Source organism: Arthrobacter tumbae (assembly GCF_016907495.1).
GTDB classification, from domain to species: Bacteria; Actinomycetota; Actinomycetes; order Actinomycetales; family Micrococcaceae; genus Arthrobacter_D; species Arthrobacter_D tumbae.
In genome coordinates, this window is sequence record NZ_JAFBCC010000001.1 from 3,230,067 (window position 1) to 3,244,668 (window position 14,602).

Sequence of the window (14,602 nt, forward strand, 5' to 3'; positions counted from 1 at the left end):
GAGTTTGATGATGCTTGAAGCAGCGGGGGATAGAGCGGTCAGCCGTGGAGCGGTTTGCCGGCGAGGGCAAGGTGTGCTTCGCCAAGCGACTCGTTCTGGGTGGGGTGCGCGTGCACAAGTTGGGCCACATCTTCCGGATAGGCCTCCCAGTTCACGATCAACTGCGCCTCACCGATCTGCTCACCCATGCGGGTGCCGATCATATGGACGCCGACCACCGGACCGTCCTTCTCGCGCACCAACTTGACGAGTCCGCCGGTGCCGAGAATGGAGCTCTTTCCGTTACCCGCGAGGTTGTACTCCTGGATTTCGACCTTGTCATCCCCGAGCTTCTCGCGGGCGGCCTTCTCGGTGAGCCCGACAGAGGCGATCTCGGGTTCGGAGTAAGTCACCTTGGGAATGTTGACGTCCTCGACGACGACCGGCTTGAGTCCGGCGATTTCCTCTGCGACGAAGATGCCCTGCTGGTACCCGCGGTGTGCAAGCTGGAGTCCGGGAACGATATCGCCGACAGCATAGATGTTCCCAACGCCTGTGTGCAGGCGTTCGTTGGTGATGACGAATCCGCGATCGAGCGTGATCCCGGCTTCGTCATAGCCGAGGCCGTCGGTAACTGGCCCACGGCCGACTGCGACCAGCATCAGGTCCGCCTCGAAGGTCTTGCCGTCGACGAGTGTCACCTTGACGCCGTCGTCGTTCTGCTCGACCTTGTCAAAGAAGGTGCCGGTGTTGAACTTGATTCCGCGCTTCTTGAAAGCACGTTCGAAGTTCTTGACGATGGAGGCGTCCTCATTGGGCACCAGTGAGGGCAATCCTTCGATGATGGTGACGTCCACGCCGAACGACTTCCAGACGGAAGCGAATTCGCAACCGATGACACCGCCGCCCAGCACGATGGCGGTCGAGGGAATCGTCTCCATGGTGAGTGCCTGGTCGGAGGTGATGACCTTGCCGCCGATTTCCAGTCCGGGAAGCGAGCGTGAGTACGAGCCGGTGGCAAGGACGATGTTCTTGCCGGTGTACGTGGTGCCGTCGACCTCAACTGTGTTCTCGCCGGTGAGCCGGCCCGCACCCTCGATGACGGTGATGCCCTTGGCCTTGATGAGCCCCTGCAGACCCTTGTACTTACCGGCGATGATGCCGTCCTTATAGGCGTTCACGGCGGTCATGTCGATCGACTCGAACGTGGCCTTGATGCCGTACTTCTCAGCGGAACGCGCGCTGTCTGCAACCTCGGCCGAGTGCAGAAGCGCCTTGGTCGGGATACACCCGTTGTGGAGGCAGGTTCCCCCGAGCTTGGCCTTTTCGATGAGCCCGACCGTGAAGCCGAGCTGAACGGCGCGAAGGGCGGCGGCGTAGCCCCCGCTGCCTCCGCCCAAAACCAGGATGTCGAATTCTTGCGCAGTTGCCGTATCGGCCACTTGGACGCTCCCTCGCGTGATCGGTGACGCACTTAGGTTCGCGCGTCGGTTGATGTCTGGCGGATTGCATTGGTGTGATCTGGGTTCACCCTATCGCCAGATCACACCATCAGCCACTTGATGAAGGGCGAAGCACACCCCTGTGTGTCGAGTGTCACCCCAGGATGAACAGGTTCAGGCGGAGTGCTTCTCGGCACGTTCGACGACGTCTTCCACATAGGCCAGCAGAGTGCGCACGCCGACGCCTGTTGCACCCTTGGGTGTGTAGCCGTACGCGCCGCCCTCGTTGAAGGCGGGACCGGCGATATCGAGGTGCGCCCACGGGATCTTCTTCCCGTCGACTTCCCCGACGAATTCACGGAGGAACACGGCGGCGGTCATCATGCCGCCGAATTTCTCCCCGATATTCGCTATGTCGGCGACCGTCGAGTCGAGGCTCGGACGCAGTTCCTCCGGCAGGGGCATGGGCCAGAACTGCTCACCGATACGATCAGCAGCAGCTTTCACCGCATCCCGTACGCCGTCATCCCCCATGACACCGGAGACGCGCTTTCCGAGCGCAACCATCTGCGCACCGGTCAGGGTGGCTATGTCGATAATCGCGTCCGGGTATTCGCAGCTGGCGGCCGCGAGGGCGTCGGCCATCACCAGGCGCCCCTCGGCATCCGTGTTGAGCACTTCAACGGTGCGGCCACCGAAGGTTGTGAGCACATCGGAGGGGCGCTGTGCCGTACCCGAGGGCATATTCTCCGCCAGGCAGAGCCAACCACTCACGCTGACCGGCAGACCAAGCCGGGCAATCGCGGCAACGGAAGCAAGTACGACGGCGGCGCCCGCCATGTCCAGCTTCATCGTCTGCATCCCGGCGCCGGGCTTCAGGGACAAACCGCCGGAGTCGAAAGTGATTCCCTTGCCCACCAGCGCGAGGTTGATTTTCGACTTGGCGGGAGAGTATTCGAGCTTCACCAGTCTCGGCGGACGGGAAGAACCCTTGCCCACGCCAAGAATCCCACCGTAGCCGTCCTTCTCCAGTCTCTTTTCATCCAGCACGGTTACCTTCACCGGCAGACCCTTGACATGCTCCCGGGCGAATTGCGCGAACGATTCCGGGTAGAGATGGCTCGGTGGCTGGTTGACAAGCGTGCGCGTCACGTTGACTCCGCGACCGAGTGCCTGCGCCCGCTCAAGCGCCGCCTTCAGCGTGCGGTCCTGTGCAGCGGGGGTGAGGATCACGACGCGCGAAAGAGTGGCCGCGGAGGGGCGCGGCGCCTTGCCGCCGACTGCTGAGTAGTGCTCGGTGTACGTGTAGCTCCCCAGGAGGATCCCCTCGGCTATGGCCGCAGCCTGCGCGACTGTTGCAGCGGGAAGGGCAACAGCGAGGCTCTCCACGCCGCCCAGCTGCCGCGCCGCAGCTCCTGCTGCGCGGCGTAGCGTCTCATCCGACAAAGGGGTTCCGGCGACGGTGCGTCCCGTACCGGAAAGAACCAGTACATCGGCCCCGGTTTCAGGCAATCCGGGAAAACGGCGCACTTCATCAGCGGCTCCAGTCACTCCCAGCGAAGGGAGGCTGTCAGTAAGCGCGCGGGCGGATTTTGCCGTGAGCGGGTTCTCCAGGAGCACGGGTCCGTCGGGGCTCTGGGCGGTGCCGATCACCAGGACCTCGCACGCGGATTTCTTGATGTCCCGGGAGACTGCGGTCAGGTGGATATCGCTGGTGTTGCTCACGAAGGTTCTTCCTCGCTTCCGATGGCTGGAAAGTGCTGCAACAGGCGTGCGGGTCTGGTCACGCCCATTCGTTCTATCGATCGTAGCCGCACGCTGTGACATGCGTCCTACAAGCATGCGGAGGGAATGAGAGGGGGCAGCCCGGGCGTTACACAGACCGGGTGAAGCCAAGGTGTATCAACTAGGGTTGACGCAAGGTTGGCAGCACTGGCATTAGGGCGAGCGGCGTTGGCCGTACCTGCCTAAAAACGAGTTGAGGAGGACGCAATGTTGGAGCCGCAAAGCCTGTACAACGTCAGTAACTCAATTCGTGATGATCCGTCCCTCCAGGGACTTCCGCTGATTGCCGGCTTCACCGGCTTCGTCGACGCCGGCCAAGTGGTAGCGCAGGTGCGCGATGAGCTGCTCGGGTCGCTTGACCACGAGGTGCTGGCGGTGTTCGATACCGACCAGCTCATTGACTACCGAAGCCGCCGGCCCCGCATCACGTTCGAGCAGGATCATTTGCGGGATTACCAGCCGCCCGCCCTTGAGCTCCGGGTCCTTCAGGACGGGCTGGGCGAAAAATTCCTTTTCCTGAGCGGCATGGAGCCGGACCTGCAGTGGGAAAGGTTCTGCGCCGCCGTCGCGCAGCTCATTTCCCTGTTCAAGGTTCCGTTGGTCTCCTGGGTCCATTCCCTTCCCATGCCCGTCCCTCACACCCGCCCGCTCGGCGTCACCGTGCACGGGAACCGGGGGGACCTGATCGAAGGGATGGGTTCCACCTGGCGGCCCACGGCCGAACTGCAGTCCTCCATCGGACACCTGCTGGAGCTGCGACTCGCGCAGTCCGGTCACGACGTCGTTGGTTATGTCGTACACGTGCCGCATTACCTGGCGGAAGCGGAATATCCGCCCGCTGCGGTGACCGCACTGGAATATCTCGGCGCATCCATCGGCCGTGTTTTGCCCACTGACCGGCTACGGCAAGCAGGCCGGGACGTGGAGCGGCAGATCGCGCGTCAGGTGGACAACTCTGCCGAGGTGCAGGGAGTGGTGTCGTCGCTGGAGAAGCGTTACGACGAGCACTCGGACGGCTCCCGCCGGTCACTGCTGGTCAAGCAGAACATGGAGCTCGCCGATGCCGAGGAGCTTGGTTCCGCCGTCGAGGCCTTTCTGGCGGGGCCGCGTGCGGCCGATGAACTCGCCGCAACACTGAATGATTCAGGAGACGGCGAAAGCGACGCGTCAGGCGCGACGGATGATACCGAAGACGGAGGGGACCGGACTGGGCACTGATCCGGTTGCCGGAATGAACCGGCGCGCCTGGCTGGTATGGGGCGCCGGTGTCCTGGCGTACCTCATAGCAGTTACCCAGCGCACTTCCTTCGGTGTAGCAGGAATCGAAGCAACCGAGCGGTTCGACGCGTCAGCGTCTGCTCTGGCTGTCTTCACTGTGGCGCAGCTCGTGGTGTACGCCGGACTGCAGATTCCAGTGGGCGTCCTGGTCGACAGATTCGGCCCGCGCATCATGATTGTCAGCGGTGCGGTTCTGATGGCGCTGGGACAGACCCAGCTTGCGTTCGCCGATTCTATTCCGTCCGGGATTGTTGGCCGGCTGCTGGTCGGCGGTGGAGACGCGATGACTTTCGTTGCAGTCCTCAGGCTGCTTCCTGCATGGTTCGAAACCCGGAGAATCCCCGTGCTGACCCAGCTCACGGGCATTCTTGGACAGCTCGGCCAGATCCTCAGCGTCATCCCATTCCTGGCCGTCCTGCAATTCGCCGGCTGGAGCACCGCTTTCCTGTCCGCGGCCGGTCTGGGAGTCCTGTCGGCCGTCCTCGCTCTTGCCTTGATCCGCGATCATCCGGAGGGACACGATCAGCGAAGCCGCGCCTCACTGCGGCAGACCGGAGTCTCCCTCACCGAAGCGTGGAAGCAGCCCGGAACCCGCCTCGGCCTCTGGTGCCACTTCACTACGCAGTTCTCGGGTACCGTCTTCGTTCTGATGTGGGGCTACCCCTACCTGGTGAGCGCTGAAAAGCTCGCCGCAGGGACAGCTTCGGTGCTGATGACCCTCTTCGTTGTGGTTGGAATGATCTGCGGGCCGCTCCTGGGCGTGTACGTCGCCCGGCACCCGCTGCGCCGCTCGACCATGGTCCTGGCAATTACCGTGGCCACCGCGCTGGCGTGGCTGGTGGTACTGACCTACCCCGGAAGAGCTCCCGTCTGGCTGCTCGTGCTGCTGGTCGTTACGCTGGCCGTCGGCGGCCCGGGGTCCATGATCGGTTTCGACTTTGCCCGCACCTTCAATCCGGCGTCGCGGCTCGGGACCGCGACCGGCATCGTCAACATCGGCGGATTCACAGCGGCACTCCTCACCATGTTCGCCGTAGGCCTGACTCTCGACCTGCTTCTGGCAAGCGGGTTCTCCAACGGAGAGCTGTATGCGCTGAATTCATTCAGGATTGCTTTCGCCGTTCAGTTCGTTGTGCTGGGAATCGGAACCGTGGCAATCCTGGTTCTCCGCCGTCGGGTTCGTGCCCAGTTGGCGCGTCAATCAATCATCGTGCCGCCGCTTCGGCAGGCAATTGCAAGGGAAGTACGACGGCGGCGCGAAGCCCGCAGATAGCGACTGCTCCTCCACACGCGGTCGAATCATGGGACTTACCCACATAGTGTCTTCGACAGGCCACAAGCGAGTGCTTCGGCGTCACAGTCGTATTCATGACAGCAAACGCACCCCATCCCGAAGCCCCCATCAAGGTCAGCACGCCGGCCGACATCCTCAGCTACGTTCCCCACATCCTCGGCTTCCAACCGTGTGAGAGCCTCGTCTTCCTCACGATGTCGGGCAAGCGCGTGGGCGCCACCCTTCGTCTCGACCTTCCGCCCGCGGACTCTGATCCGCTGGACTATGCATCCACGGTGCGGGATTACCTTGAGTCTGACTCGTCCGCTGACGGTGTGCTGATGGCGGTGTACACCGACGCCGAGTGGGCGGAGCCCGACTCACCGCCGTACGCACGGTTGATCCACTGCCTTGACCTGGTGCTCGACGCCGCAGGACTGCCCCTGTTGGACGGATGGCTCGTCAGCTCCAGCCATTGGCGTGACTACTTCTGCGAAGACGAGTCCTGCTGTCCCTGGCCGGGCCACCCTCTTACCCGCATCACCGAAAGCATCCTGAATGCGGAATTGGTTTACCAGGGGAGCACGTACGCCGAGTCTCTGGCAGCGGCGGTGGGGGCACCCGACGCCGGACACGGCAACGAAATCAATGAACTGGCCGCCTCCTACATCGAGCAGTGGCACGGAAGGTGGGACAAGACCAGCCTTGGCCGTGATTCCCTTATCCTCTGGGACGCGCTACTTTCCCGCCCGGCAGATACGCAGGAACCAGCAGCATCGCCGGAGGTTGTTTCTTTCCTCCTCGCTGGTCTGACCAGCGCGCCCGTGCGGGACAGCCTTATTGTGCTGGCGGCTGCGGGTGCGGACGCTGCCCAGAAATCCGCCGTCTCGGCCGGAGTACTGCCGGCGGATCCGGACGAGGTGGACCTTCCGAACGCCTGCGACGCGCTGAAGAGCATTCAGTCTGCACAACCCGGGGAAGTCTCTGCTGAACCTGTGGATCCTGAGAACAGTGACAATCCCGCGGCTCTCTATCGAGAGGTTTTCCTGGCCACGCTCAGCATGCCGGACTGGGATCGCCTGGATGCAGCGCACGCTCTCTTCCTGCGGCTGACGGCCGTGGCGAGTGGGCAGCCGCGAGCGGCACTCTTCAGTATTCTCGGCTGGCTCGAGTGGGCGCGAGGCAGGGGCTCCCGTGCCCACCACTACCTGCAGCAGGCTCTGGACGAGGCGCCGGGTTACACCCTCGCTGAACTCCTGATGACGCTGGTCGGGACGGGTTCCCTTGCACCGTGGGCGCGTCGGCGCGAGACCGCATGGACCTCCGATTCCCGCAGGGCAGCCTAAAACCGGGGAGCCGGCTCGTCGGGAAGAAGAGGGAAGTGCCGGAGGCGTTGATCGTCGGTTCAGGAATTACGTGGGGTTCGCAAAGCGTGCGACAATGGAACCGAGACCCGGTTGGGTTCGTGTAACAGATCGACGCGTTTCAGACACTGCAGATGTGGGTGTTCACACCACTGAATGTCCGCAAGGGAATAGCGCATTCGGCGGAGCTGTTGTAGGTACGAACAGTTCCCGCTGACAGGTCTGATTTCAAACACGGACTTGACAGGGTCATAGTGGTGTTGCCCCCTTGGCGGCGCCGCAAACCGCCGTATGAAAGGTTCTTGAGTGTCGGCCAAGAAGACAACAGCACCGGTGTTAACAGAACCCGGTACAACTGCAACCAAGCGCAAGACCTCCGCTGCTAAACCGGCGTCGAAGGCCGCCACCGCGCGTGGCGCCAAGCGCGTGGCAAACGAAGGCAGCGTAGACACGAAGGCTCCTGAGGCTACCTCTGGAGAAGTTCCCGAGCAGGAGGCCGGGTCGGGCGCCGCGGACGTCGACGCCGCAGACACTGAAACTGCAGAGCCGGAGGCCGCGGAAGCTACTACCGGCAGCGGGTTTGTCTACTCGGACGCTGACGACGACGATGCGCCGGCACAGCAGGTCGTTTCCGCAGGAGCAACTGCGGACCCGGTCAAGGACTACCTGAAGCAGATCGGCAAGGTCGCTCTTCTCAACGCCGAACAGGAAGTTGATCTCGCTCTCCGCATCGAGGCGGGCCTGTTCGCCGAGGAGAAACTTGCGGCGAATGAAAATATCGACCCGAAGCTGCGTCGGGAACTCGAATGGGTTATCCATGACGGAAAGCGCGCCAAGAACCACCTTCTCGAGGCAAACCTCCGTCTCGTAGTTTCGCTGGCCAAGCGCTACACCGGCCGCGGCATGCTCTTCCTGGATCTGATTCAGGAAGGCAACCTGGGCCTCATCCGTGCTGTGGAGAAGTTCGACTACACCAAGGGTTTCAAGTTCTCGACCTATGCAACATGGTGGATTCGCCAGGCGATTACCCGGGCCATGGCAGACCAGGCCCGCACCATCCGTATTCCGGTACATATGGTGGAAGTCATCAACAAGCTGGCCCGCGTCCAGCGCCAGATGCTGCAGGACCTCGGCCGCGAACCCACACCGGAGGAGCTTGCGCTTGAACTCGACATGACCCCTGAAAAGGTTGTCGAAGTTCAGAAGTACGGCCGCGAGCCCATTTCCCTGCACACTCCGCTCGGCGAGGACGGAGATTCCGAGTTCGGCGATTTGATCGAGGACTCGGAAGCGGTTGTCCCCGCGGACGCGGTGAGCTTCACCCTTCTTCAGGAGCAGCTTCACTCCGTTCTGGACACTTTGTCGGAGCGTGAAGCAGGTGTGGTTGCCATGCGGTTCGGTCTCACTGATGGTCAGCCGAAGACCCTCGATGAGATCGGCAAGGTGTACGGCGTCACCCGTGAGCGCATCCGCCAGATAGAGTCCAAGACCATGTCGAAGCTTCGGCACCCGTCACGGTCACAGGTGCTCCGGGACTATCTGGACTAGGAACGGCAGCAGGCAGATTAACAGGAAGAACCCCCTCCACGGAGGGGGTTCTTCCTGTTAATCTGCCATCCCGTTCGGGAGGCTCCAACTATGCTGCGCTTCGGCGGACGGCCGGTGCGCGGCTACGCCTCTACAGTGCTCTGCGCCTTCTCGGTCAGCCGGGCGGTTTCATCCTGCCACTCTGACGTCTGCGGACGGAGAGTGCTCTCCACGGCGCGGGCGTGATGCCCGCAGAAGAGAAGCTCACCACCGGAGGACTGAAGGACTGCGCGCACATAGGCCTGAGCCCCGCACCGGTCACAACGGTGCAAAGCGGTCAGCTCACGGGTTGCTGTAGCTGTTGTCATGGATGCCTCCTTAGTGGTTCCTGTAGTTCATATAACCACTATTCGTTGCCGTTTCTTCGCAAGCTGGGTGTGCTTTCGCTGAGCGCGTAGGCTCGCACGGGGGCATCCGACAGGCATGAACCGCACACCTAACAGCCCGGCACGCCTGCCGTCCATAGCGGGGACAAGGGAATATGCTTGGGAGGGCGTGCCGCTACCGGTTCGCAGACGCACGCCGAGATAGACCGTGATCCCAAGGAGTTTCCAAGGAAGTGGCACCCAGCTCTGAATACACAGCCCGCCATCTTTCCGTCCTCGAAGGGCTTGAGGCGGTCCGTAAGCGTCCCGGCATGTACATCGGTTCCACTGATTCCCGGGGCCTCATGCACTGCCTTTGGGAAATCATCGACAACTCGGTTGATGAGGCGCTCGCGGGCCATGGGCAGAGCATCAAGGTCATCCTCCATGCTGACGGGTCAGTGGAGGTACATGACGACGGCCGGGGCGTTCCGGTAGATGCGGAACCCAAAACCGGTCTAAGCGGCGTTGAGGTGGTCTTCACGAAACTGCACGCCGGCGGCAAGTTCGGCGGCGGCTCCTACACCGCCTCCGGCGGCCTCCACGGCGTCGGCGCCAGCGTGGTCAATGCGCTGTCGGCCCGCCTCGACGTTCAGGTGGACCGCGGCGGCAAGACCTACCAGATGTCCTTCCGGAGAGGTGAGCCGGGGCGATTCGCCGACGAGCGCAAGCCGCTGCCTACGGCGAAGTTCGCCCCCTTCGTCGACAGCTCCCGTCTCGAGGTCGTCGGCAACACGAAGCGCGGAGTGACGGGAACGAGGATTCGGTACTGGGCGGACCGGCAGATTTTCACCCCTGATGCAAAGTTCTCCTACGAAGAACTGCAGGCTCGTGCGCGGCAGACTTCATTCCTGGTGCCAGGGCTGAGCATCACTCTTCGGGATGAGCGAGCCCTTCCAGGCACGGACGGGGTGGTCGAGGAAGTCTTCCATCACGACGGTGGAATCTCCGAGTTCGCTGAGTTCCTCGCCATTGACCACGCGGTCACCGACGTATGGCGCCTGCACGGTTCCGGCCGTTTCAAGGAGTCCGTGCCCGTCCTCGATGACCAGGGCCACAGCCGGATCGCGGAGGTCGAGCGTGACTGTGAGGTGGATATCGCGCTGCGCTGGGGGATCGGCTACGACACCACGGTGAAGAGTTTCGTCAACATCATTGCCACACCCAAGGGCGGAACCCACCAGTCCGGCTTCGAACAGGCGCTGTTGAAAACCTTCCGGAAAGTGGTCGAGGTCAACGCCCGCAAGCTCAAGGCGGGCAGTGACAAGCTGGAGAAAGACGACGTCTTTGCGGGCCTCACAGCGGTCCTGACCGTGCGGCTTGCCGAGCCGCAGTTCGAAGGGCAAACCAAGGAAATCCTCGGAACGTCTGCCGTCCGGGCCATCGTTGCCAAGGTGGTGGAAACCCAGATCCTGGCAAAGCTGAGTTCATCGGCCCGCGGAGACAAGGCACAGTCCGCACTGCTGCTGGAGAAGGTTGTCGCCGAGATGAAGTCCCGCGTATCGGCTCGCGTGCACAAGGAAACCCAGCGCCGGAAGAATGCTCTGGAGACGTCCTCCATGCCGACCAAGCTTGCAGACTGCCGCATTGACGACTCCGAGCGTTCTGAACTGTTCATTGTTGAGGGAGACAGCGCGCTGGGGACCGCCAAGCTGGCGAGGTCCTCCGACTATCAGGCGCTGCTGCCCATCCGGGGAAAGATCCTCAACGTGCAGAAGGCCTCGGTGGGTGACATGCTCTCCAACGCCGAGTGCGCAGCGCTGATCCAGGTTGTCGGTGCGGGGTCGGGCCGCAGCTTCTCACTCGATGCGGCCCGCTACGGCAAGATCATCCTGATGACGGACGCCGATGTCGACGGCGCCCACATCCGTACCCTGCTGCTTACCCTGTTCTTCAGGTACATGCGTCCGCTGGTTGATGCCGGCCGGGTCTTCGCGGCCGTTCCACCGCTGCACCGGGTGGAGATAATCAACCCCGGCAGCAAGACGAACGAAACCGTCTATACCTACTCGGACCAGGAGCTCCACCGACTGCTCACCACCCTTGAGGGTGAGGGCAGGCGCTACAAGGAACCCATCCAGCGGTACAAGGGGCTGGGGGAGATGGATGCCGGGCAGTTGGCCGAGACCACCATGGACCCGCGCCACCGCACCCTGCGCAGAGTCCGGATTCAGGAGGCCGAATCGGCTGAGCGGGTCTTCGACCTCCTGATGGGTAGTGACGTTGCGCCGCGCAAGGACTTTATTGTGGCGGGCGCAGCGTCCCTCGATCGTGACCGCATCGACGCTTAGGGCGGTTCCATCGCCCGGACGGCAAGCTCGCGCAGGAGCTGAAACAGGCAGCCCGGAAGCCAGACGGGTCAGCCCAGGAAGCCGGGCGCGATCAGCAGGGCTGTCGGGACGGTCAGCAGCAGTGCCGATGTGGCGAGGGCCGCGAAAGTCTGGGCGGGGGTGAGCGGCACCTGCGGCTCAAGCAGGCGGCGCAGCCGGTGAACCGTTGAGAGGGAGGCATCATCCTGCTCGGTATCCTGCCCTGCTGCGGCATCAGACCATGCCTGATCCGGGGTGACACCCGAGCGTCCCTGTGAAGCCGACGGACCGTGCGAGCCGGTCGCCACAATGGCGATTGCTCCGACAAGGGTCTCCTGGTCCACTTCCTTGACAGCCTCATCGTCCGCGAGCATCTCGATCAGCTCGTTGACCGCCCGCTGGGCCAGGCGCGACGTCGGAAGCCAGGGCAGCGCCGAACGCCAAGCCGCGAAGGCCCAGAGCAGAAGGTGATGCCGCTGGCTCAGGTGAGCACGCTCATGCACCAAAACCGCCCGCAGTTCCTCCTCCGAGAGCAGCCCCATCAGGCCGTCCGAGAGGACCGTCACGGAGCGGGCACCGCCGGGCAGACAATAGGCCACGGGTGCCGGGTGCTTGATCACGAGCGTGGATGGGTTAGTGTGCGAGGGCGAACTCAACAGGTTGAGCAGGTTCCGGTGCCGTCGTCGTTGCCCCTTGATCCGCGCATAGGTGATCAGCAGGGTGAACACGAGGTGGGCGGTCAGGAGGCTCGCGGCGCTGAGCGCAAAGACGTGGACCAGGCCGAGAGTGTCCGCCGGGCGGTTGTTGACCAGAATATCCCAGAGGCCGCGCAGCGCTTCGGGCAGATTGCCTCCCAGCGGTTCCAGCCCCCACACCAGCATGGCGCCGATCATCGAGAGACCCCCGGCGAGGGCTATTGCCTGCCACAGGATCATCGCCGTAAACGGCGAACGCGAGGGCCACTGTGCGCGGGAAAGTGCGATGGGCGCAGGCCAGGCCAGAACCACGGCAAGCGCAGCCAGGAAGTGTGAGGCCCAGAACATGGCCGGTTAGTTGCTGTCCAGAAGCCGCCGGAGCGTGCGGGCCTCGCTCTCAGAGACACTGCCGATGAAGCGTGCGAGGACGGCCTCGCGATCGGGAGCGGTTACCAGTACTTCGTGCATGAGTTCAGCGGTGTGGTCTTCACGGCTGGTTACTGCGCGGTAGCGGTGCGGACGGGTGTCCCGTTCACGCTCGACCAGGCCCTTCTTCTCAAGCCGGGACAGGACGGTCAACACTGTGGTGACCGCGAGTTCCTTGCCTTGCGCCGTACCTTCCGGGGCGAGTGCCAATGCATCACGAAGGGTGTTCGCGGTCATGGCCTCCTGGGTGCCCCACAGCAGGTCCATCACTGTGCGTTCGAGTTCACCGAGCGTGGCCATTCTTATTCCTTTGTTGATTCTGATCTGCGGCTGGATGGGGAAATCGCGCGTGCAATGCCAGTTCCAGGTCCCTTTAATCTACAGCTTTTTCGCGCAAGGTTCTACGCCATGTAGAACTGTGCGGAGAAGTTGTTCTACGATGTGTAGAAGAAGTTTTCTACAAAACGTAGAAACGGCTCTCCCATCGCCAGTGCTTGAGGAATTGAGGACCTGTGGAAGCACTTGAAATTGCACGCTGGCAGTTCGGTATCACCACGGTCTATCACTTCCTGATGGTGCCCCTGACGATTGGGCTTGGCCTCGTTGTCGCGGTCATGCAGACCCTCTGGTACCGGACCGGCAAGGAACACTACCTGCGCATGACGAAGTTCTGGGGAAAGCTTTTCCTCATCAATTTCATCATGGGGGTTGCCACCGGCCTGGTGCAGGAGTTCCAGTTCGGGCTGGCATGGAGCGAGTACAGCCGGTTCGTCGGCGACGTCTTCGGTGCACCGCTTGCCATGGAAGCGCTGCTCGCGTTCTTCGTCGAATCGACCTTCCTGGGCCTCTGGATTTTCGGTTGGCAGCGGCTGCCGAAGGTGCTGCATCTTGGAGCCCTGTGGGCCGCAGTCCTGGCATCAGTATTCTCCGCCTACTTCATCATCGTCGCGAACTCCTGGATGCAGCATCCCGTGGGCGTAGAGCTCGTGGACGGCCGCGCCCGCATGGTGGACGCCTGGGCGGTGTTCACGAACAACACGGCGCTGGTCGCCTTCACCCACACCGTCTTCGGTGCCCTCGCCGTCGCCGGCGGCTTCCTGCTCGGTATCGCCTGGTACCACCTCTGGAAGCGCCGCCATGACGGACTGGATACGGTCGACGGCGAGGGGAAAGTCCTCGTCGGCACCGAAGACTCCCGCTCCCGCGGACTGATCGACCACCAGGTGTGGCTGCGCTCAGCGCGGATCGGCGCCGTCGTCGCTCTCATTTCCTTCGCCGGAACCGCCGTGTCGGGGGACCTGCAGGCGAAGCTGATGTTCGAGCAGCAACCCATGAAGATGGCGGCAGCGGAAGCGGCCTGCCACGACGGGACCGGCTTCTCGGTCCTCTCGGTCGGCAACCTGGGATCGCAGGACTGCGATGACATCGTTGCGGTCTTTGAGGTTCCGGGCCTGCTGTCCTTCCTCGCCAACGGCGACTTCACCACCGAGGTCAAGGGTGTGAACACGCTCCTGCCCGAGTACAAGGAGCAGTACGGACAGACCCTGCCGGATGATCCGATGTACGGCGAGCGCGCCGGAATGACCATCGACTACCTCCCGGTCATGGAAGTCACTTATTGGGGCTTCCGCATCATGATCGGTTTCGGCGGACTCGCTGCCTTCGCTGCCCTGGTGGCCCTGTGGATCCTGCGGAAGGGGACGGTCCCGGAATCGCGCTGGCTGATGCGGCTCGCGGTGTTCGGAATCCTCGCGCCTTTCGGGGCGAACTCCGCGGGCTGGATCTTCACGGAGATGGGCCGCCAGCCGTTTGTCGTGGCTCCCAACCCTGACCCCAGCGGTATCGACGGCGTCTTCATGTTCACGGCCGCCGCAGTGTCACCGGGGGTATCGCTCGCCGAGCTCGTCTTCTCACTCGTCGCGCTCACCCTGGTCTACGCCGTCCTGCTGGTCGTCGAAGTGAAGCTGCTCTTTACGTATGTGCGCGGCGGCGTTGCCTCCGCCATGCCTGAGCTGGCTGCGAAGCACGACGACGACAGCTCCTCACGCGGAAAGGACGACGACGATGTGCTCGCCTTTGCCTACTGAGCCGAAGCCCCC

The 14,602-nt window shown here is 62.9% G+C and carries 11 protein-coding genes; 6 read left to right on the top strand and 5 right to left on the bottom strand.

Annotation, left to right across the window (positions count from 1 at the left end; genetic code table 11):
• Window positions 1-38: 38 nt before the first annotated feature.
• Both lpdA and JOD47_RS15245 read right to left on the bottom strand, forming a co-directional pair.
• Window positions 39-1,421, bottom strand: a complete 1,383-nt coding sequence (lpdA, locus tag JOD47_RS15240; RefSeq protein ID WP_204535545.1) for a dihydrolipoyl dehydrogenase — start codon at window positions 1,419-1,421, stop codon at window positions 39-41.
• Window positions 1,422-1,595: 174 nt separating this feature from the next.
• The gene (locus JOD47_RS15245) at window positions 1,596-3,146 is read right to left on the bottom strand and encodes a leucyl aminopeptidase (RefSeq protein ID WP_204535547.1); all 1,551 of its coding nucleotides are present in this window, start codon (window positions 3,144-3,146) and stop codon (window positions 1,596-1,598) included.
• A 267-nt stretch (window positions 3,147-3,413) separates the two neighbouring features.
• Between JOD47_RS15245 and JOD47_RS15250 the strand changes: the two genes are divergently transcribed.
• From JOD47_RS15250 to JOD47_RS15265, 4 genes are all read left to right on the top strand, one after another.
• Window positions 3,414-4,424: a proteasome assembly chaperone family protein gene (locus JOD47_RS15250; RefSeq protein WP_204535549.1), complete on the top strand. Its 1,011-nt coding sequence runs from the start codon at window positions 3,414-3,416 to the stop codon at window positions 4,422-4,424.
• Window positions 4,387-5,757 carry an MFS transporter gene (locus JOD47_RS15255; RefSeq protein WP_372432828.1) on the top strand — a complete coding sequence of 457 codons (1,371 nt, stop codon included), beginning with the start codon at window positions 4,387-4,389 and terminating at the stop codon, window positions 5,755-5,757. Before JOD47_RS15250 ends, JOD47_RS15255 begins: the two co-directional genes overlap by 38 nt.
• 95 nt (window positions 5,758-5,852) lie before the next feature.
• Window positions 5,853-7,103: a DUF4192 domain-containing protein gene (locus JOD47_RS15260; RefSeq protein WP_204535551.1), complete on the top strand. Its 1,251-nt coding sequence runs from the start codon at window positions 5,853-5,855 to the stop codon at window positions 7,101-7,103.
• 324 nt (window positions 7,104-7,427) lie between these two features.
• A complete protein-coding gene (locus JOD47_RS15265) occupies window positions 7,428-8,669 on the top strand; it encodes an RNA polymerase sigma factor (RefSeq protein WP_204535553.1) in 1,242 nt (413 codons plus the stop codon).
• Between the two features lie 122 nt (window positions 8,670-8,791).
• Here JOD47_RS15265 and JOD47_RS15270 read toward each other — a convergent pair whose 3' ends face one another.
• Complete coding sequence (locus JOD47_RS15270) at window positions 8,792-9,016, bottom strand: DUF7455 domain-containing protein (RefSeq protein ID WP_056547219.1); 225 nt, start codon at window positions 9,014-9,016, stop codon at window positions 8,792-8,794.
• 251 nt (window positions 9,017-9,267) lie between these two features.
• On the opposite strand from JOD47_RS15270, the gene JOD47_RS15275 reads away from it, so the two are divergent.
• Window positions 9,268-11,364, top strand: coding sequence for a DNA gyrase/topoisomerase IV subunit B (locus tag JOD47_RS15275; protein ID WP_204535555.1), 2,097 nt, complete (start codon window positions 9,268-9,270; stop codon window positions 11,362-11,364).
• Between the two features lie 68 nt (window positions 11,365-11,432).
• On the opposite strand, the gene JOD47_RS15280 is transcribed toward JOD47_RS15275, so the two are convergent.
• Complete coding sequence (locus JOD47_RS15280; protein WP_204535557.1) at window positions 11,433-12,425, bottom strand: M56 family metallopeptidase; 993 nt, start codon at window positions 12,423-12,425, stop codon at window positions 11,433-11,435.
• A gap of 6 nt (window positions 12,426-12,431) precedes the next feature.
• A complete protein-coding gene (locus tag JOD47_RS15285) occupies window positions 12,432-12,803 on the bottom strand; it encodes a BlaI/MecI/CopY family transcriptional regulator (protein WP_204535559.1) in 372 nt (123 codons plus the stop codon).
• A 212-nt stretch (window positions 12,804-13,015) separates the two neighbouring features.
• On the opposite strand from JOD47_RS15285, the gene JOD47_RS15290 reads away from it, so the two are divergent.
• Window positions 13,016-14,590: a cytochrome ubiquinol oxidase subunit I gene (locus JOD47_RS15290; protein ID WP_204535561.1), complete on the top strand. Its 1,575-nt coding sequence runs from the start codon at window positions 13,016-13,018 to the stop codon at window positions 14,588-14,590.
• Window positions 14,591-14,602 lie beyond the last annotated feature (12 nt).